This is a genomic window from Lysobacter sp. N42 (assembly GCF_004344885.1).
The window spans coordinates 38766-55968 of the sequence record NZ_SKFB01000020.1 but is presented as its reverse complement, the minus strand read 5'-3'; the positions used below and the strand labels follow the sequence as shown (position 1 = coordinate 55968).

Genomic DNA, 17203 nt, shown 5'->3' with positions numbered 1-17203 from the left:
CGATGCGGGTAGCCACGTCGCGCAGCGCCTGGGTCTTGAGCCGCAGCTCGTCGATGTTCGCGAGCAGCCGCTGGCGCCGGCGGTGGCAGCGGGATGCGCATGGCCTTCGGTGCCCTGACCTGCACCGTCAGCGGCCTGCGCTCGCGCAGCACCTCGATCGCGACGCTGGCCCCCTCGGGCTTGCCGCGCAGCTGGTCCATGACCTCGCGTGGGCTGGCCACCGCCTTGCCGTCGACGCGTCGGATCACGTCGCCCGACTGCAGGCCTGCGAGTTCCGCCCCGGCGCTGACGACCAGCACGCCTTCGCTGGTGCCGAAGTAGCGGCCCAGCTGCGCATCCAGCGATGCCAGGTTCAGGCCGTTCCAGCGGAACGCCTCGGCCAGCGCGAAGCTGCGGCAGTCCTGTCCGTCGCCGCAGGCGCCGTCGCGCGCCAGGCGCATCACCTCGCGATGCACTTCCGGCGCAACGCCCGGACCGGCCGCGACTGGTGCGATCACGCGACGGATCACGCGACGACCGCCGCGGCCGTCGTCCTCGCTGCGTTCGATCACGGTCGGCGCATCCGGCGCGGTGCGGATGTCGACGGCCTCGGCTTCGATCTCGACCGCACCGTCCTCGCCGCGCACCAGCCGCACGTCGCCGCGCGGGCGCAGCTCGCTGCCATCGCCGCCGAAGAAGGCGACGGGCGACGCGGCTTCCGGCGTGATCGAAACTTCCGCCCGGCGGCCGTCGCGCTCGTAGCCCACGCGGACCGGCTTGCCTGCCTGCAGGTCGGCCAGCCGCTCCCTCAGGCTGTCGAGCCGGGCCGCGCCGTCGGCACCCGTGAGCGCCCGGCCGTCGATGCTGAGGATCCGGTCGCCCGTGCGCAGGCCTGCCCGCGCCGCGCCGCTGGCGGGCGTCACGCCGGAAACGCGCACGCCGCGGCCGTCGTCCTCCTCCAGAAGGACACCGAGCACCGGCTTGCGCAGCATGCGCTGCTGGAGGACGAAGACGCCGTCCTCGCCGGTACCGAGCTCGCGCGAGAGCGCCGCGACGCGCCTGGCCGCGCGCTCGAGTTCGGCGCGTGCCGTCTCCAGCTCCTTTTCCTTCGCGTCGCGGTTGTCGGACTGTGCCGACGCGCCGAAGGCGAGTGCGCCGGCCAGCGCGGTCGCCAGCAGCATGCGGGTGGGAAGCCTGGCTTGCATGGTCACCTCGTGCTTGATCGGGAAATGGGGTTCAGTCGACGCGTGCCACGGCGTCCATCGACACGCCGTGCGCCGCCATCCAGCGCTGCGTGCCCTCGAGCGAGGCCAGCTCGCGCAGGGCCAGCACGCGCTCGGTCCAGAGCGTCGCGCGCGTGGGCTCGTCGAGCCCCGGCTGCATCAGCGCGGCATCGATCAGGCCGATGCGCTCGTCGAGCGTTGCCGACACCACGGCCGCCGGCGCGCTGGCCATGCGCTCGTCGCGCGCATAGGCGACGAGTGCCTCAAGGCGCGCGGATTCGCGATGCAGCGCGGCGAGATCGGTGGCCGGCTCGTCCTGGGACGACCCCGGCGTGACGGTCGAACGCGCCGCCGGCGAGGGCATCGAGGTGTGCAGCGATGCGGGCCGGGCCGGAACATCGGCGGCCGCGACCGCGGGCATGGCGCGTGGGCGCGATGGACGGGCGGCATCGTGCCGACGTGGCGTGGCCTGCAGCGGAAGTGCCGGTGTCCGCGACGTAGCGGCATCGGCGACGTCGGCGACCGGGCGTTCATCGCCGGGCTCGCTGCCGGTATCGACGCCGCGTGGCACGTGAAGCGCGGCGGTTCCGATGCCCCGGTCGTTCGCCCGCGCCGGAACGCCGCCGGGTGCCGCCACGCGCGCGGGCCGATCGCGGGCAGGCTCCGGCATGGCGAGCCACCAGACGGCCGGCAGCGCCGCGATGACCGATGCGGCGGCCGCCAGCGTCAGGCGTCTGCGCCTGCGCGGTGCCGCGCGCGGCACCGCGTCGCGGGCTGCGATGTTTCCGGGCAGCGCAGCCGACAGGCGTGCCCAGCCGTCCGCCGGCGCGGGTTCCAGTGCAATCGCGGCAAAGGCCTCGTCCCAGTCGCGGGGCGTGGGGCGTGGGGGCAGGTTCGCGTCAGCCACGGCGGGCCTCCTCGGGTGTTTCCAGTAGCGCGCGCAGGCGGCGGCCGCCGCGTGCGAGCTGCGACTTGGAGAAGCTGGTGCTGCGCTGCATGAGGTCGGCGATCTCCTCATGCGTGAAGCCTTCGGCGTGATGGAGCCAGAGCACGGTGCGCGTGGCCGGTGGCAGCTTGAGCAGTGCGCGCGTAAGCGCGGCCGCGTCCGCGGCAGCCGACGGCGGCGGCGCGAGGTCCTCGAAATCCTGCGCGCCGAACGCGCCGTCGATGGGCAGTTCGGCATCCAGCTGGCGCCGCCTGCGCAGCCGCATCAACGCCTCGTTGACTGCCACCTGGCGCAGCCAGCCCCAGAACGGACTGCCGCCGCGGAAGCCCCGCAGGCCGGCGAAGACCTTGAGCATGGTGTCCTGCAACACGTCGGCCGCATCGTCGGGTTGTCCGCACAGCCGCAGGGCCAGGGTGTAGACCGGCCGCTCGAAGCAGCGGTAGATCTGCTCGAAGGCGGCGTGCTCGCCGCTCCGGGCGCGGGCGAGCACCGCCTCCGGCACGTCCACCGCGAAGCTGCTGCGCACCGCGGGGGCGGGGCGGGCGGCGGGCGGGGCGAGGGCGGTGTCGGGCGGCATCAGGCTCATGGATGCGGCGGGGCGGCAAAGCGTCGCAGGCCGCGTCGGCGCCTATACTCGACCCATCCACCCGGGGAGGGGAAAGGACATGTTCGGATTCGGATCGATCCTGGGCGCCGTGCTCGTCTTCGCGGCCGTCGTGCTGGTGTTCAAGGCCGTGCGCATGGTGCCGCAGGGCTACGAGTGGACGGTCGAGCGCTTCGGCAAGTACACGCACACCCTAGACCCCGGCCTGCACTTCCTGGTGCCGGTGGTCTACGGCGTCGGCCGCAAGATCAACATGATGGAGCAGGTGATGGACGTCCCCAGTCAGGACGTCATCACCAAGGACAACGCCGTCGTCAAGGTCGACGGCGTCGTCTACTTCCAGGTGCTCGACGCCGCCAAGGCCGCCTACGAGGTCGCGCAGCTGGAGATCGCGATCCTCAACCTGGTCATGACCAACATCCGCACCGCGATCGGCTCGATGGACCTGGACGAGTCGCTGTCCAAGCGCGACGAGATCAACACGAAGGTGCTGGTGGCGGTGGACCAGGCCACGCATCCCTGGGGCATCAAGGTCAACCGCATCGAGCTCAAGGACATCCAGCCCCCGCGCGACCTCGTCGATTCCATGGCGCGGCAGATGAAGGCCGAGCGCGAGAAGCGCGCGAACATCCTCGAGGCCGAGGGCCACCGGCAGTCGGAGATCCTGCGCGCCGAGGGCGAGAAGCAGGCGGCGATCCTGGAGGCCGAGGGCAAGCGCGAGGCCGCGTTCCGCGAGGCCGAGGCCCGCGAGCGCCTGGCCGAGGCCGAGGCGCAGGCCACGCGCATGGTCTCGCAGGCCATCGCCGAGGGCGACGTGCAGGCCATCAACTACTTCGTCGCGCAGAAGTACATCGAGGCCTTCCGCGCGCTGGCCGAGGCGCCCAACCAGAAGTTCGTGATGATGCCGATGGAGTCGGCCGGCATCATCGGCTCGATCGCGGGCATCGCCGAGCTGGCCAAGGAAGCGCTCGACCGCTCGCCGGCCAAGGCCGTGCCGCCGCTGCCGCCCCGCGAGCGCGCCTGACATGGGCTGGGGCTTGGACACCACCGTCTGGGCCGTGCTGGCCATCGTGCTGGTGGCGGGCGAGGCGCTGCTACCCGGCGCGGCGCTGCTCTGGCTGGGCGTGGCGGCCGGCGCGGTCTGCGTGCTGGTGCTGCTGCTGCCGGACACGCCCTTCGTCGTGCAGGCGCTCGCCTTCGCGGTGCTCAGCTTCCTCGCCATCCGCTACCTGCGCCTGCGAGGCGGTCCGGCCGCCGCGAGCGACCAGCCCGCGCTCAACCGCCGTGCCGAGCAGCTGGTGGGCCGCGTCGTGCCGCTGCTGGACGCCATCCAGGACGGCCACGGCCGCGTGCAGATCGCCGACGCCTTCTGGGACGTGGAAGGCCCCGACCTGCCCGCCGGCACCCGCGTGCGCATCGTTGGCGCGCGCGGCATGACGCTGCTGGTGCGCGAGCAGGCCTGAGCGACCGTGCACCGGGCGCGGCCCGGCGCGTGCGTGGCCGGCGCGTCGATGCGTCCTCCGTTCGTGCCGCCGTCGCGCCGTCGGCTTCGGCGATAATCACGGCCCCTCACGCCGCGACGCCGCCATGACGAACAAGACCGTCCTCAACGATGCCCACCGCGCCCTGGGCGCCAAGATGGTCGACTTCGGCGGCTGGGACATGCCCATCAGCTACGGCTCGCAGATCGAGGAGCACCACCAGGTGCGCCGCGACGCGGGCATGTTCGACGTCTCCCACATGACGGTGGTCGACCTGCGGGGCGAGCGGGTGCGCGACTTCCTGCGCCGGCTGCTCGCCAACTCCGTCGACAAGCTGAAGAAGCCCGGCAAGGCCCTCTACACCTGCATGCTCAATGAGCGCGGCGGGGTGATCGACGACCTCATCGTCTATTTCATGGACGAGGCCTTCTTCCGGCTGGTGGTCAACGCCGCCACCCGCGAGAAGGACCTGGCCTGGATCCGCCAGCACGCGCTGGACTTCGGCGTCGAGGTCACCGAGCGCGACGACTACGGGATGATCGCCGTGCAGGGCCCGAACGCGCGCGAGCGCATGGCCGGCCTGCTTCGGGAGGAGGACCGCGCCGCCGTGCTCAAGCTCGCGCGCTTCGCCGCCGGGACGGCCCGGACCGATGAGGGCATCGAGCTGTTCATCGCCCGCACCGGCTATACCGGCGAGGACGGCTTCGAAGTGCTGGTGCCGGAAGACCGCACCGCCGCGCTGTGGCAGCGCCTGCTCGACGCAGGCGTCAGGCCCGCGGGGCTGGGCGCGCGCGACACGCTGCGCCTGGAGGCCGGCATGAACCTCTACGGCCAGGACATGGACGAGGAGGTCACGCCCTACGAGGCCGGCCTGGCCTGGACGGTATCGATGGATGAAGGCCGCGACTTCATCGGCCGCGCCGCGCTCGAGCAGCAGCTGGCAGCTGGCACCGCGCGGCAGATGGTCGGCCTGGTGATGGACGAGAAGGGCGTGCTGCGCCACGGGCAGAAGGTGCTGACCGCCGCGGGCGAGGGCGAGATCCTGTCCGGCACGTTCTCGCCGACCATCGGCAAGGCCATCGCGCTGGCGCGCGTGCCGGCCGGCGAGCCCGGCGACGTGCGCGTGGACATCCGCGGCCGCGAGGTGCCGGTGCGCGTGGTCAAGTATCCATTCGTGCGCGAGGGCGTCGTCCTCGTGCCCGAGGCCTGAGTGCCTGCGATGCGGACGGACGGCTGTCGCGTCCGCAGCGCTTGGCTACACTAGCGCCGCGTCGAAACCCCACTGCACACCACCGCGCACCGGAGCCCCCATGAGCGAGATCCCTGGCGACCTGAAGTTCCTCAAGACCCACGAATGGGCCCGCGTCGAAGGCGACGGCAAGGTGACCGTCGGCATTTCCGACCACGCACAGGGACTGCTGGGCGACCTCGTCTACGTCGAGCTGCCGAACGTAGGCGACCGTGTCGAGGCGGGCAATGCCTGTGCGGTAGTCGAGTCGGTCAAGGCCGCCTCGGACGTCTATGCGCCGGTGAGCGGCACGGTAGTGGCGGTCAACTCGGCGCTGGCCGACAAGCCCGAGACCATCAACGAGGACGCCTATGGCGAGGGCTGGCTGTTCCAGCTCGAAGTCGAGGACGCCGAGCAGCTCAACGAACTGCTCGAGCCCGACGACTACGCCTCGCAGATCGACGACGCCCACTGAGCGAAAGCTCAGGTCGTACATGTGGAAGGCCGCGGAACTCCGCGGCCTTCTTCGTTTTTCGACATCGGCGAACGGCCGCTGCATCGCATGCGATCGCGGCGGCGCAGACGGGCATCGTCGCTGCGCGCACCCGCGCAGGTACGGCCGCCGGCAACGCGTGCCACGTCCACCGCCACCGCCACCGCCATCGTGACGACCGGGACGGCCTTTCGCGCGGCGCATCCGGCCGCGCGAGCGTTCGCGCAAATCCGCGCAATCGAGCTTGTGCGACGCGCAAGCGGGCTGTTTTCTTCGCATGGCGCACACATGCCCGAGTGCCTGCGTTCGGCTTCCGTTCGGGCTCGCGGGTGCCGTGCCGCGTGCGTCCGCATCGGGAGGTCGTGTAGTCGGCGCATGATCGAAAATGCCTTGAAACAGGCAGTTTTCTCGCGCGACAAAAACTTGTCGACGGCGCGAGGTGGCATGCATGCGACCCGGTGCGGGCATCGCGTGGGCGGCGCCGGGCAGCGAGGTCGGGGCGAGGACGCGAAAAAAAACCGTCCAAGTTGTTGACACACAAAAAAACGCTGATTAGGTTTCGCCGCAGCAGCGAAACCTGCGAAAGCGAGTGACGAAAACAGACGCGACAACGCGCAACACAAAACGGACCTCCGCCCGGCGACTCATGACGGTGGACGCAGGAGCCGTTTCCCTCGCGAAAACGCACGACGCGTTCCGACACGACCCGATCCGCCGCCGGTGGGCCGGGTTTTTTCATGCCGGATGCGTCGCGCGATACCAGACAGGTGCTGTCGATTTCGGCCGTCGCAGACGCAGCGTGCCGTCGCTTCCGTCCAGCCGCGCGAGCGGAGGGGCGGTCAGTCGCCGGGCTGTTCCCGCGACGTTGTCTTGAACTGGGCCACACCCGATAGACCACTAAACGAGGAGCCACCCCATGGCCACGAAGAAAGCCACCAAGAAGTCCGCCTCCAAGGCGACGAAGAAGACCGGCGCTCGCAAGGCGTCCGCCAAGAAGGCCTCGGCCAAGAAGGCGACCGCCAAGAAGGGCGCGGCGAAGAAGGCGACTGCCAAGAAGACCGGCGCCCGCAAGGCCACCGCCAAGAAGGCAACGGCGAAGAAGACCGGCGCCCGCAAGGCGGCTGCGAAGAAGGGCGGCGCCCGCAAGGCCACCGCCAAGAAGGCGACCGCCAAGAAGACCGGCGCCCGCAAGGCGGCTGCGAAGAAGGGCGGCGCGCGCAAGTCGACGGCCAAGAAGGCCGGCGGCGCCCGCAAGGCCACCGCCAAGAAGGCGACCGGCGCGCGCAAGTCGACGGCCAAGAAGGCCGGCGGCGCCCGCAAGTCGACGGCCAAGAAGGCCGGCGGCGCCCGCAAGTCCACGGCACGCCGTTCGCGTCGCTCGGAGATGGCCCCGACGGCCATGCCGGCGACCCCGGCACCGATGATCTAAGAAAACAACACCCCCGATTACCGTAAGACCCGACTCCCTCCCGCGGCCCAGGCGGGGGGAGTTTTTTTTTGCGCCGCACGCGCGCACGGACGGCCGGACTCCTGCAGCTGCACGCGGGCACCGGATGCGGCGGCCGTACCCGAAGGCCATGTCGGATGGGAACGACATCCGCGCGCCCTGGCAACCCGCTGGCGCCGCAGCCGCGCGCTTGGCGCGGGCACGGTGGATCCGCCTTGGCCTGCACATGCCGGCAACCGACGGCGGCGAATGCTCTGTGGTGGGCATGACGGTCGCGCAGCGAACGCCGGCTCGGCCCGGGATCGAGGCCCGGTGCGGGGATCTCCGGCGAAGGCGTCGAGCCGCCCCTGCCGTGGCAGTCGAGCCTGGCGGCGACCCCCGGTGACGCCAACGGCGGCGCACGCCGGCGTGCCCGGGTGCCGCCGCGGCTGCCCGTCTCCTGCCTGTGCCCGTCGCAGCAGGTGTGCGTCCGCGGGTGCACGACGCGCGCGGGCCTGGCCGCACCGGCGCCGGAAGCAGAAGGCCGGCATCACGCCGGCCTTCCGTTCTTACCCCGTTTCCCGCCTCAGAACGGCGCGGCGGTCGACTTGCTCGCGGTGCTGCCGGGCGCGCCGTCGGCGGGCGTCGGGCCCTGCACGTAGAGGGTCGGCTCCTCGAACTCCTCGCGCAGCCAGCGCTGGCCGGTGATGCCCAGCGCGCGGTCGAGGATGGTGGGCACCAGTGCGGAAGGCAGCGAGCTCTCGCTGTTCCACATCAGGGCGATGCCGAAGTCGCGGTCCGGCAGCATGGCCACCGCGCCGCGGTAGCCCTGCACCGCGCCACCGTGGAAGACCAGCTCGTTGCCGGCGTAGTTGTACACGCGCCAGCCCAGGCCATAACCGGCCGAGCCCAGGCGCTCCCGGCGCCAGGCGGAGGCACGCGTCTCGCTGGGCGTGTCCACGCGCGGCTGGTGCAGGGTGGCGAGCAGCGACTCCGGCAGCACGTCGGGGCGATAGCCCGTCTGCGCGATCAGCCACTGCGCCATGTCGGCGGCGGAGGCATTGACTCCCGCGGCCGGCAGCACCTGGTAGTAGGTGGTCTTGGGCGTCACCGACACCCAGCCGCCGCGGCCGTGCACGTGCGGGCGCGCCCAGCGCGGGCTGGACTGGATGCCTTCCAGGCCCACGCTCGCATCGTTCATGCCCAGCGGCTTGAAGATGCGGCGCTGCACTTCCTGGCCGTAGAAATTGCCGGTGGCCGCGAAGACCACGTCGCCCACCAGGCTGAAGGCCACGTTCTGGTAGGCGTAGCAGGTGCCCGGCGCGCACTTGAGCGGCGCGTTCGCCAGGCGGCGGGTCAGCGTCGGGTAGTCAACGTAGGCCTCGAGGTCACGATCGAAGGCGTTGCTCGACAGGCCCACGCGATGGCTGAGCACGTCGGCGACGGTGACCGTCTGGCCACCGGCCGCATCGGCGAGGCGGAAGTCGGGCTTGAAGTCGGCGACGCGGCTGTCCCAGCGGATCACGCCGTCGTTGACCAGCATGCCCGCCAGCGTGCCCGCGAAGCCCTTGGACAGCGAGGCGAGGCGGAACACGGTATGCGCGTCCACCGGCTCGGCCGCGGCAACGTCGGTGATGCCGTAGCCGCGCGCGCTCACCACGCGCCCCTTGTGCACGATCGCCATCGCAAGGCCCGGCACCTTCTGGCCGGCCACCAGCGCCTGCGCCATCGACTCGATGGCACGCACGTCGAAATCGGGCGCGATCGGCAGCGGGTTGCGCGTGACGGTGGGCGCGCGCGACAGCGTCGAGGTGTTGACCGGCTGCTGCGTCTGCGCGCCGGCACCGGAACCCAGCGCCACGGGCAGCAGGAACGCCAGCGCGCCGATGGACCAGGCGCGGCGGAGGGGGCGGCTCGCAGAGGTGATCATCATCGGCGGCGTCCACAGGCTCTTCACGTTTTCCGATCATAGCGCCGTGATGACGGCGTGGAAGAGGAAACGCTTTCAGCTTTCTGATTTCGTTGGAAAAGGTGATGCCATCCCGGCCGCTTTCACGCGCTCACGGCCCAAAAAGGCCCGCCGCCGTGACATCCCTGAAGCCGCATTCAGCGACGACGCGCATTCAATTCCGGTGAAGGCGGCGTCTACACGGCGTGCGTGACCAGGGCGGGCGGCTCGGCTGCACCCTGCAGGACGAAGGCCGCCGCGCGCTCGGCGATCATGATCGTGGGCGCGTTCGTATTGCCGCCGGGCAAGCGCGGCATCACCGAGGCGTCGACCACGCGCAGGCCGTCCACGCCGTGCACGCACAACTGCGGGTCGACGACGCTGGCATCGTCGCTGCCCATGCGGCAGGTGCCGACGGGGTGGTAGACCGATTCGGCCTTGGCGCGGATGAAGGCCTCGAGGCCGGCATCGTCGAGATCGTCGCGCGCAGGTATCACCGGCCCGGCTCGGAACGGGGCGAACGCCGGCTGCAGGAGGATCCCGCGCGCGATCCGCGCGCATTCGAGCATGCCGCGCAGGTCGGCGCCGTCGGGGTCGGAGAGGTAGTTGGCGCGGATGCGCGGCGCATCGCCCGCGCTCGCGCTGGCCAGCTCGATGTGCCCGCGGCTGGCCGGGCGCAGCCAGCAGGCATGGATGGTGTAGCCGTCGCCGGGCAGGCGGTTGCGGCCGTGGTCGTCCAGCTGCGCGGGCACGAAGTGCAGCTGGACGTCCGGCCGCTCGTCGATCGCAAGGGCCGACCGCACGAACGCGCCGGCTTCGGCGACGTTGCTCGTGCCGGCGCCGCGCCGGCCGCGCAGGTAGTAGTCGAAGGCGATGCGGGCGTCGCTGGCGCGGTCGTAGGTGATGCGCTGGCGGCAGGCGTGCAGGGTGCAGATGTCGAGATGGTCCTGCAGGTTCGCGCCGACGCCCGGCGCATCGTGCAGCACCCGGATGCCGTGGCGGCGCAGCATCGCCGCGGGGCCGATGCCCGAGAGCATGAGCAGGTGCGGCGAATTGATCGCGCCGCCGCAGAGCAGGACCTCGCGCGCGGCGAGCTCGTGGAAGGCGCGGCCGCCCTGCACGTAGGCCACGCCCGTGGCGCGGCCGCGTTCGAAGGTGATGCGGCTGGCCTGCGCGCCGGTGCGCACGACGAGGTTGCGGCGGTCGCGTACCGGGTGCAGGTAGGCGACCGCGCTGGAGCAGCGGGCGCCGTTTTTCTGCGTGACCTGGTAGAGCCCGGCGCCTTCCTGCAGCCTGCCGTTGAAATCGTCGTTGCGCGGGATGCCCGCCTGCGCCGCGGCCTCGATGAAGACGTGCGAAAGCGGGTTGGCATGCCGCAGGTCGGACACGTGCAGCGGGCCATCGGCGCCGTGCAGGGCGTCGGCACCTCGTGTATTGCACTCGCTGTGGCGGAACCAGGGCAGCACGTCGTCCCAGGCCCATCCATGGGCGCCGGCGGCGGCCCAGTCGTCGTAGTCGCGTGGATGACCGCGCACGTAGCACATGGCGTTGATCGAGCTGGAGCCGCCCAGCACGCGGCCTCGCGGCCACCACAGGCGGCGTCCCTGCAGCGCGGGCTCGGGGTCGGTGCTGTAGTCCCAGTTGATGTCGCGGCGGGTGACCAGCTTCGCCAGGCCCGCGGGCATGTGGATGAAGGGGTGGCGATCGGCCGGGCCGGCTTCGAGCAGCAGCACGCGCACCGACGGATCGGCGGACAGGCGGTTGGCGAGCACGCAGCCGGCCGAGCCGGCACCCACGATGATGTAGTCGAACATGGCGACCTCCCCCGGCATCGAGCATAGCGCCGCGCTGGCGGGCCGCGCGCGGGCGGAGTACGGTGCGCGTCCATAAAGCGGGTCGATGCGATGGAAGCAGCTTCCGGAGGCGGGCGCGTGCAGCGGGGCGAATGGCCGGCGCTGCTGGTGTCGTTCGCCTATTTCTTCTGCGTGCTCACCGCCTACTACGTGATCCGGCCCGTGCGCGAGCAGCTGGCCGCGGCCGTGGGCTCGACGCAGCTGCCCTGGTTCTACGGCGCCACGTTCCTTGCCACGCTCGCGCTGACGCCGCTGTTCGCCGCGCTGGTCTCGCGCTACCGGCGTCGCGTGATGGTGCCGGTGGTGTACGGCTTCTTCGTGCTGTGCCTGCTGGGCTTCATCCCGTTCTTCGTCGACACCTCCCTGCTGGGCCCGCGCCTGCTGGGCGTGGTGTTCTTCGTCTGGGTGAGCGTCTTCAACCTGTTCGTGGTCTCGGTGTTCTGGATCTTCATGTCCGATGTCTGGACACCGCTGCAGGCCAGGCGGCTGTTCCCGCTGATCGCCATCGCCGGCACGCTGGGTTCGCTCGCCGGCCCGATGCTCACCCGCTCGCTGGTCGATGCGATCGGCGTGGCGCCGCTGCTGATGGTCTCGGCGTCGCTGCTGGGCCTGGCGACGCTGCTGTCGGTCCTGGTGGGCCGCTGGGCGCGCGACCACCGCCTCGCGGCCGCGGCCGACGATGCGCCGCTGGGGGGCGGCATGCTCGATGGCCTTCGCCAGATCGTCGCCGACCCCTTCATGCGCAACATGGCGATCCTGCTGGTGCTGGCCGACGGCATCGGTGGCGTCAACTACGCCCTGCTGGCCGACTACTCCGGCGCGACCTTCGCCAGCGACGAGGCGCGCACGGCGTTCGCCGCCACGGTCGACCTCGCCACCAACAGCCTCATCATCCTGCTGCAGGCCGGCATCACCTGGTGGCTGATGCCCGCGCTCGGGCCGGGGCGGGTGCTGGTGGTCTGGGCGGTGATCGCGATGGCCGCGCTGGGGCTCGTGATCGTCGCCGACGACCCCTACGCGCCGCTGCTCGCCGGCATGCCGGCCGTCGCCCTCGCGACCATCATCAGCCGCGGGCTGGCCTTCGGCATGGCCGAGCCCGCTCGCCACGCGCTGTTCACCCAGGTCCCGCGCAACGAGCGCTACAAGGGGCAGAACGCGGTCGACACCGCGGTATGGCGATTCGGAGACCTGCTGGTGGCGCTATCCATGAATGCGGGACGCGCGCTGGGCGTGGGCATCGCCGGCTTCGCGGCCTTCGGCGCGGGGGCGGCGGCGCTGGCCGCGGCGATCGGCTGGCGCCTGTCCAGGCGCGGGACGCGAACCGACGCATGAGGCCGCTGGTCGCGCTGCTGCGGCGTTGGCCCTGGCTGCGCCGGCTGCTGATCGCGTGGATCGTCGCGGGCCTCGCCGTGGGCGTCTACGGGCTGGCCTGGGAGCCGGGGCGGCTGGTGGAGCGTCCGCACGCGCTGTCGATGGACGCCTGGCCCGCGGCCTGCGACGGCCTGCGCATTGACCACGTCAGCGACATCCACACCGGTTCGCCGCACAACGGCCTGGACAACCTCGACCGCATCGTCGACCGCCTGGTCGCCAGCGACGCGCAGGCCGTGGTCATGACCGGCGACTACGTCATCCTGAGCGTGTTCCTCGGGACCTACGTCGGACCCGAGCCGATCGCCCGGCGCCTGCGGCGCCTGACCGCCCGCAAGCCGGTGTACGCCGTGCTGGGCAACCACGACTGGTGGAAGAACGGCCAGCAGATCCGCGAGACCTTCGCCTCCGCGGGGGTCGTCATGCTGGAGGACGAGGCGCGCCACGTCACGCTCGGCGGCTGCCCGGTGTGGATCGTCGGCATCGGCGACCTGTGGGAGGCGCGCCACGACGTCGCCAAGGCGTTCTCGATGGTGGCCGGCCCCGACCCGGCCATCGCCATCACCCACAACCCCGCGCTGTTTCCGCAGATGCCCTCGCGCGGGCTGCTGATGCTGGCCGGCCACACGCACGGCGGGCAGATCTCGCTGCCCGGCGTGGGCCAGCCCGCGATGTGGGGCAAGGAGGAGGGCCGCTACGTCGTGGGGCACTACGAGGACGACGGCCAGCACCTGTTCGTATCGCCCGGTATCGGGACCAGCATCGTGCCCGTGCGCATCGGCATGCCGCCGGAGATCTCCCGCCTGACGCTGCGCGCGCGCCGCTGAGCCTTCAGCGCTGCGGGCGCGGCGATACCCACATCGCCACGCGGGCGCGGAAGACCACGGTGCCGCGCGGGTCGGCGATCTTCACGTCGACGGGCACCTCGCGCGCCTGCCCATCGCCGGGCGGCGCCGCGACACGGGCGGTCGCCGTCATGCGGCCGCTGGCCTTGTGCAGGTAGTCGACGCGCATGCCCCTGGGGATCCAGCGCATCGACGGCGGCACGGCAGCCTCCGTCGCCAGGCCCGCGGCCAGCTCGGCCGCGTTGCACAGCGCGATGGCGTGCACGGTGCCGAGGTGATTGGTGACGCGTCGCCGGTGCGCGAACGAGACCACGCAGCGGCCGGCCTGCAATGCGTCGACGCGCGGGGCGATGCTGGCGAAGTAGGGCGCCTTGAGGCAGACGGCGCGCGAGAACAGCCAGCGGCCCGCGGGAAGACGGCTCAGGCGTGCGTACAGAGCCAAGAGGTGCACGTGCGATCTCCGCATGCGAAGACGGCGGGCCGGAGCCCGCCGTCGTATGTCGACCGGTGCCGGCCGGCTCAGGCCGCTGCGCGTGGCGCCCGGCCTTCCACGAGCCTGGCGTAGCCGGCCGAGCGAAGCTCCTCCGGGTCGAAGTCGTCCACCGCGATGGTGTCGACCGTCATCGTCCGGAGCTCTTCCAGCTGCTGGCGTTCCTCGGCGGTGATGATGCCGCGCTCCACCGCCAGCGCCAGCTGGCCGGCGTAGTCCAGCGTGCCGAACTCCGCGCCCTTGATGCCCTTCTGGAACTTGCGCTCCACCGGCTCGGCGGCGACCACCGCGGCCAGGTAGCTGTTGATGCGGCCGGCCGGATGGTTCGGGCCCGGCGTCAGGAACGCGCCGCGGCCGAGGCGGTCGCGTGCCTCGTTGGGCGACATGAGGATGTGCGCGACCTTCCGGCTGAGTCGGTCGCTCGGCGCCACCGCGCGGCGCCCCAGCGGGAACACCAGCGCCCACAGCAGCCAGCTGATGCCACGCACCGGGAAGTTGCGCAGCGCGGCCGACAGCGCGAGCTCAAGCTTGTGCATCGCGTTGTGGAACGACCAGGCCAGCAGCGGCTGGTCCGCGGCCGGGCGGCCCTGGTCCTCGTAGCGCTTGAGCATCGCGCTGGCGATGTAGAGCTGGCTCAGCACGTCGCCCAGACGGCCCGAGAGCGACTCCTTGAACTTGAGCTTGCCGCCCAGCAGCAGCATCGAGGTGTCCGCCAGCAGCGAGAGCACCGCCGAGTAGCGGTTGAGCTTGCGGTAGTAGCGCCTGGTGTAGGCATCGCCCGGGGCCGAGCCGATGGTCGCGCCGGTGATGCCGTACCAGAACGAGCGCACGGCGTTGGAGATCGCGAAACCGATGTGGCCGAACAGCGCCGCGTCGAAATCGCGCAGACCCTGCGCGCGGTCGGGGTTGTTCGCGGCCTTCATCTCCTTCAGCACCCAGGGATGGCAGAGGATCGCCCCCTGGCCGAAGATCATCAGCGAGCGCGTCATGATGTTCGCGCCCTCCACGGTGATGCCGATGGGCGAGGCCTGCCACGCGCGGCCGAGGTAGTTGCGCGGGCCGAGGATGATGCCCTTGCCGCCGTGGATGTCCATCGCATCGCGCACGAGCTCGCGGCCCATCTCGGTGCAGTGGTACTTGGCGATCGTCGACGGCACCGCCGGCAGCTCCCCGCGCGCCACCGCGGCGGCCGAGGCCTCGGCGAGCGCGGTGATCGTGTAGGCATTGCCGCCGATGCGCGCGAGTGCTTCCTCGACGCCCTCGAAGCGGCCGACCGAGAGGCCGAACTGCTTGCGGATGCGCGCATAGGCGCCGGTCACCAGCGCGCCGAGGCGCGAGCCGCCCGAGGCGGTGGAGGGCAGGGTGATGGAGCGGCCGATCGACAGGCACTCCACCAGCATCTGCCAGCCCTTGCCCGCGTACGCCTCGCCGCCGATCAGCTGGCTCAGCGGGATGAATACGTCCTTGCCGCGCACCGGGCCGTTCTGGAACGGCGAGTTCAGCGGCATGGCGCGGCGTCCGACCTCGACGCCCGGGGTGTCGCGCGGCAGCAGCGCCAGCGTGATGCCGATGTCCTCCTTCTCGCCGAGCAGGTGGTCCGGGTCGTACATGCGGAAGGCCAGGCCGATCAGCGTGGCCACCGGCGCCAGCGTGATGTAGCGCTTGTCGAAGGTCAGCTTCACGCCGACCACGCGCGCGCCGTTCCACTCGCCCATGCAGACGATGCCGTAGTCGGGAATGGACGTGGCGTCCGACCCCGCCCACGGGCCGGTCAGGCCGAAGCAGGGCACCTCGCGGCCGTCGGCCAGGCGCGGCAGGTAGTAGTCCTTCTGCTCCTGCGTGCCGTAGTGCATCAGCAGCTCGGCCGGGCCCAGCGAGTTGGGCACGCCCACCGTCGAGCTCACCACCGACGAGATCGACGCCAGCTTCTCGATCACCTTGTGGTTGCCCAGCGCGGTGAAGCCCAGGCCGCCGTACTCCTTCGGCACGATCATGCCGAAGAACTTGTTGCGCTTGATGTAGTCCCAGAGCTCGGGCTGCAGGTCGGCGTGGACGTGGGTGATTTCCCAGTCGTTGACCATCCGGCAGAGTTCCTCGACCGGACCGTCGAGGAAGGCCTGCTCGTCCGGGCGCAGCTCGGGCCTGGGCTGCGAGAGCAGCACGTTCCAGTCCGGCTTGCCGGAGAACAGCTGGCCTTCCCAGCCCACCGTGCCGGCTTCCAGCGCGACGCGCTCGGTTTCCGACAGCGGCGGCAGGATCTTCTTGTACACGCCGAACAGCGGCGCGGTGACCAGCGCGCGTCGGATCGCCGGCACCAGCAGCGGCACCGCCACCAGGGCCAGCAGCACCGCCGCCACGAGCGTGGCGGTGGCGTTCGCGCCGAGCAGTGCGCAGGCCACCAGGCCCGCCGCCGAGAGCGCGACCCAGGCGGCCAGTCGCATGCGGTGGTAGGCGGCCACGCCGCCGAGGATCAGCAGGACGAGGAACGGTGCGGCGATGCTCATGGAGCGCTCCAGCGGACGTCGCGTCCGCGCGGGTGATCACGGATGGTGTCGCCGGGCGGATTCAAACGCCAGCATGAAACGCCCGACATACGGGCGAGTATGGTGACGCCCGGGAACCGCTGTCAACGGCTGCGGAAGCGGCCGCGGATCGGATTCCCTGAACGCATACTGTCCCGGTCGGACCCGTACGGTTAAACTTCCCCGATGACGACCGACATGCCGGCCAAGTCCGATCGCACCGGGCGCCTCAGCGCCGACGACTGGGCGCAGGCCGCGCTCGACCTGATCGCCGAGCAGGGCGTGGCCGCGGTGGCGGTGGAACCGCTGGCCCGCCGCCTGGGCGTCACCAAGGGCAGCTTCTACTGGCACTTCCCCTCGCGCGAGTCGCTGCTGGTGGCCGCGCTGGTGCGCTGGGAGAAGACCGAGCAGGAAGCCATCTTCGGCCAGCTCGAGCAGATCGCCGACCCCCGCGAGCGCCTGCGCCGCCTGTTCGACCTGGTCGCGCACGAGTACACCTCGCACATCATCTATTCGGCGCTGCTCAAGGCGCTCGACCATCCCATCGTCGCGCCGGTCATCGGCCGCGTCTCGCAGCGCCGCCTGGAATGGCTGGCCGCTTCCTTCCGCCAGGCGGGCCTCGATCCTACCGCCGCGCTGCACCGCGCGCGCCTGGCCTATGCCGCCTACGTCGGTTTCCTCCAGCTCAACCTGCAGATGGGGCAGCAGCGCCTGCCGCGCGAGGAGTTCGAGGCCTTCGTCGAACACATGATGGCCACGCTGATCCCCTGACGCGGCCGCTCCACCTTTTCCTT

The 17203-nt window shown here is 71.3% G+C and carries 16 protein-coding genes; 9 read left to right on the top strand and 7 right to left on the bottom strand.

Going from position 1 to position 17203, the window contains the following annotated elements:
* From EYQ95_RS18820 to EYQ95_RS18810, 3 genes are all read right to left on the bottom strand, one after another.
* On the bottom strand, positions 1-1160 hold a 1160-nt coding region (locus EYQ95_RS18820; protein WP_207916527.1), incomplete at its 3' end, for a PDZ domain-containing protein.
* 55 nt (positions 1161-1215) lie between these two features.
* The gene (locus EYQ95_RS18815; RefSeq protein ID WP_132329179.1) at positions 1216-2109 is read right to left on the bottom strand and encodes a hypothetical protein; all 894 of its coding nucleotides are present in this window, start codon (positions 2107-2109) and stop codon (positions 1216-1218) included.
* Positions 2102-2734 carry an RNA polymerase sigma factor gene (locus tag EYQ95_RS18810; protein ID WP_243699983.1) on the bottom strand — a complete coding sequence of 211 codons (633 nt, stop codon included), beginning with the start codon at positions 2732-2734 and terminating at the stop codon, positions 2102-2104. Before EYQ95_RS18810 ends, EYQ95_RS18815 begins: the two co-directional genes overlap by 8 nt.
* A 79-nt stretch (positions 2735-2813) precedes the next feature.
* Between EYQ95_RS18810 and EYQ95_RS18805 the strand changes: the two genes are divergently transcribed.
* The 5 genes from EYQ95_RS18805 (at position 2814) to EYQ95_RS18785 (ending at position 7383) form a co-directional block, all read left to right on the top strand.
* The gene (locus tag EYQ95_RS18805; RefSeq protein ID WP_132329177.1) at positions 2814-3776 is read left to right on the top strand and encodes an SPFH domain-containing protein; all 963 of its coding nucleotides are present in this window, start codon (positions 2814-2816) and stop codon (positions 3774-3776) included.
* Between the two features lie 13 nt (positions 3777-3789).
* Complete coding sequence (locus EYQ95_RS18800) at positions 3790-4215, top strand: NfeD family protein (protein ID WP_370451298.1); 426 nt, start codon at positions 3790-3792, stop codon at positions 4213-4215.
* Positions 4216-4339: 124 nt separating this feature from the next.
* A complete protein-coding gene (gene gcvT, locus EYQ95_RS18795; protein WP_132329173.1) occupies positions 4340-5443 on the top strand; it encodes a glycine cleavage system aminomethyltransferase GcvT in 1104 nt (367 codons plus the stop codon).
* A gap of 100 nt (positions 5444-5543) precedes the next feature.
* Positions 5544-5936, top strand: coding sequence for a glycine cleavage system protein GcvH (gcvH, locus tag EYQ95_RS18790; protein ID WP_132329171.1), 393 nt, complete (start codon positions 5544-5546; stop codon positions 5934-5936).
* Positions 5937-6870: 934 nt separating this feature from the next.
* A complete protein-coding gene (locus EYQ95_RS18785; protein ID WP_132329169.1) occupies positions 6871-7383 on the top strand; it encodes a histone H1-like repetitive region-containing protein in 513 nt (170 codons plus the stop codon).
* Between the two features lie 583 nt (positions 7384-7966).
* Here EYQ95_RS18785 and EYQ95_RS18780 read toward each other — a convergent pair.
* The gene (locus EYQ95_RS18780; RefSeq protein WP_132329189.1) at positions 7967-9310 is read right to left on the bottom strand and encodes a serine hydrolase; all 1344 of its coding nucleotides are present in this window, start codon (positions 9308-9310) and stop codon (positions 7967-7969) included.
* On the opposite strand from EYQ95_RS18780, the gene EYQ95_RS18775 reads away from it, so the two are divergent.
* Positions 9303-9542, top strand: a complete 240-nt coding sequence (locus tag EYQ95_RS18775; RefSeq protein ID WP_132329167.1) for a hypothetical protein — start codon at positions 9303-9305, stop codon at positions 9540-9542. The genes EYQ95_RS18780 and EYQ95_RS18775 overlap by 8 nt on opposite strands.
* On the opposite strand, the gene EYQ95_RS18770 is transcribed toward EYQ95_RS18775, so the two are convergent.
* Positions 9526-11142, bottom strand: coding sequence for a GMC family oxidoreductase (locus tag EYQ95_RS18770; RefSeq protein ID WP_132329165.1), 1617 nt, complete (start codon positions 11140-11142; stop codon positions 9526-9528). The genes EYQ95_RS18775 and EYQ95_RS18770 overlap by 17 nt on opposite strands.
* A 90-nt stretch (positions 11143-11232) precedes the next feature.
* Between EYQ95_RS18770 and EYQ95_RS18765 the strand changes: the two genes are divergently transcribed.
* Entirely contained in the window at positions 11233-12513 is a 1281-nt protein-coding gene (locus tag EYQ95_RS18765; protein ID WP_132329163.1) for an NTP/NDP exchange transporter, read from the top strand.
* Entirely contained in the window at positions 12510-13379 is an 870-nt protein-coding gene (locus EYQ95_RS18760) for a metallophosphoesterase (RefSeq protein ID WP_132329161.1), read from the top strand. Before EYQ95_RS18765 ends, EYQ95_RS18760 begins: the two co-directional genes overlap by 4 nt.
* A gap of 4 nt (positions 13380-13383) precedes the next feature.
* Here EYQ95_RS18760 and EYQ95_RS18755 read toward each other — a convergent pair whose 3' ends face one another.
* A complete protein-coding gene (locus EYQ95_RS18755) occupies positions 13384-13863 on the bottom strand; it encodes a hotdog fold domain-containing protein (RefSeq protein ID WP_132329159.1) in 480 nt (159 codons plus the stop codon).
* 53 nt (positions 13864-13916) lie between these two features.
* Positions 13917-16391: an acyl-CoA dehydrogenase gene (locus EYQ95_RS18750; RefSeq protein WP_132329157.1), complete on the bottom strand. Its 2475-nt coding sequence runs from the start codon at positions 16389-16391 to the stop codon at positions 13917-13919.
* 204 nt (positions 16392-16595) lie between these two features.
* Between EYQ95_RS18750 and EYQ95_RS18745 the strand changes: the two genes are divergently transcribed.
* Positions 16596-17180 carry a TetR/AcrR family transcriptional regulator gene (locus EYQ95_RS18745; protein ID WP_132329155.1) on the top strand — a complete coding sequence of 195 codons (585 nt, stop codon included), beginning with the start codon at positions 16596-16598 and terminating at the stop codon, positions 17178-17180.
* Positions 17181-17203: the final 23 nt, after the last annotated feature.

Excerpts from the sequence above, each read along its gene's own strand:
- EYQ95_RS18810 (WP_243699983.1), bottom strand. The coding sequence starts at position 2,734 with ATGAGCCTGATGCCGCCCGACACCGCCCTCGCCCCGCCCGCCGCCCGC.
- EYQ95_RS18805 (WP_132329177.1), top strand. The coding sequence starts at position 2,814 with ATGTTCGGATTCGGATCGATCCTGGGCGCCGTGCTCGTCTTCGCGGCC.
- gcvT (WP_132329173.1), top strand. The coding sequence starts at position 4,340 with ATGACGAACAAGACCGTCCTCAACGATGCCCACCGCGCCCTGGGCGCC.
- gcvH (WP_132329171.1), top strand. The coding sequence starts at position 5,544 with ATGAGCGAGATCCCTGGCGACCTGAAGTTCCTCAAGACCCACGAATGG.
- EYQ95_RS18785 (WP_132329169.1), top strand. The coding sequence starts at position 6,871 with ATGGCCACGAAGAAAGCCACCAAGAAGTCCGCCTCCAAGGCGACGAAG.
- EYQ95_RS18780 (WP_132329189.1), bottom strand. The coding sequence starts at position 9,310 with ATGATCACCTCTGCGAGCCGCCCCCTCCGCCGCGCCTGGTCCATCGGC.
- EYQ95_RS18770 (WP_132329165.1), bottom strand. The coding sequence starts at position 11,142 with ATGTTCGACTACATCATCGTGGGTGCCGGCTCGGCCGGCTGCGTGCTC.
- EYQ95_RS18765 (WP_132329163.1), top strand. The coding sequence starts at position 11,233 with ATGGAAGCAGCTTCCGGAGGCGGGCGCGTGCAGCGGGGCGAATGGCCG.
- EYQ95_RS18760 (WP_132329161.1), top strand. The coding sequence starts at position 12,510 with ATGAGGCCGCTGGTCGCGCTGCTGCGGCGTTGGCCCTGGCTGCGCCGG.
- EYQ95_RS18755 (WP_132329159.1), bottom strand. The coding sequence starts at position 13,863 with ATGCGGAGATCGCACGTGCACCTCTTGGCTCTGTACGCACGCCTGAGC.
- EYQ95_RS18750 (WP_132329157.1), bottom strand. The coding sequence starts at position 16,391 with ATGAGCATCGCCGCACCGTTCCTCGTCCTGCTGATCCTCGGCGGCGTG.
- EYQ95_RS18745 (WP_132329155.1), top strand. The coding sequence starts at position 16,596 with ATGACGACCGACATGCCGGCCAAGTCCGATCGCACCGGGCGCCTCAGC.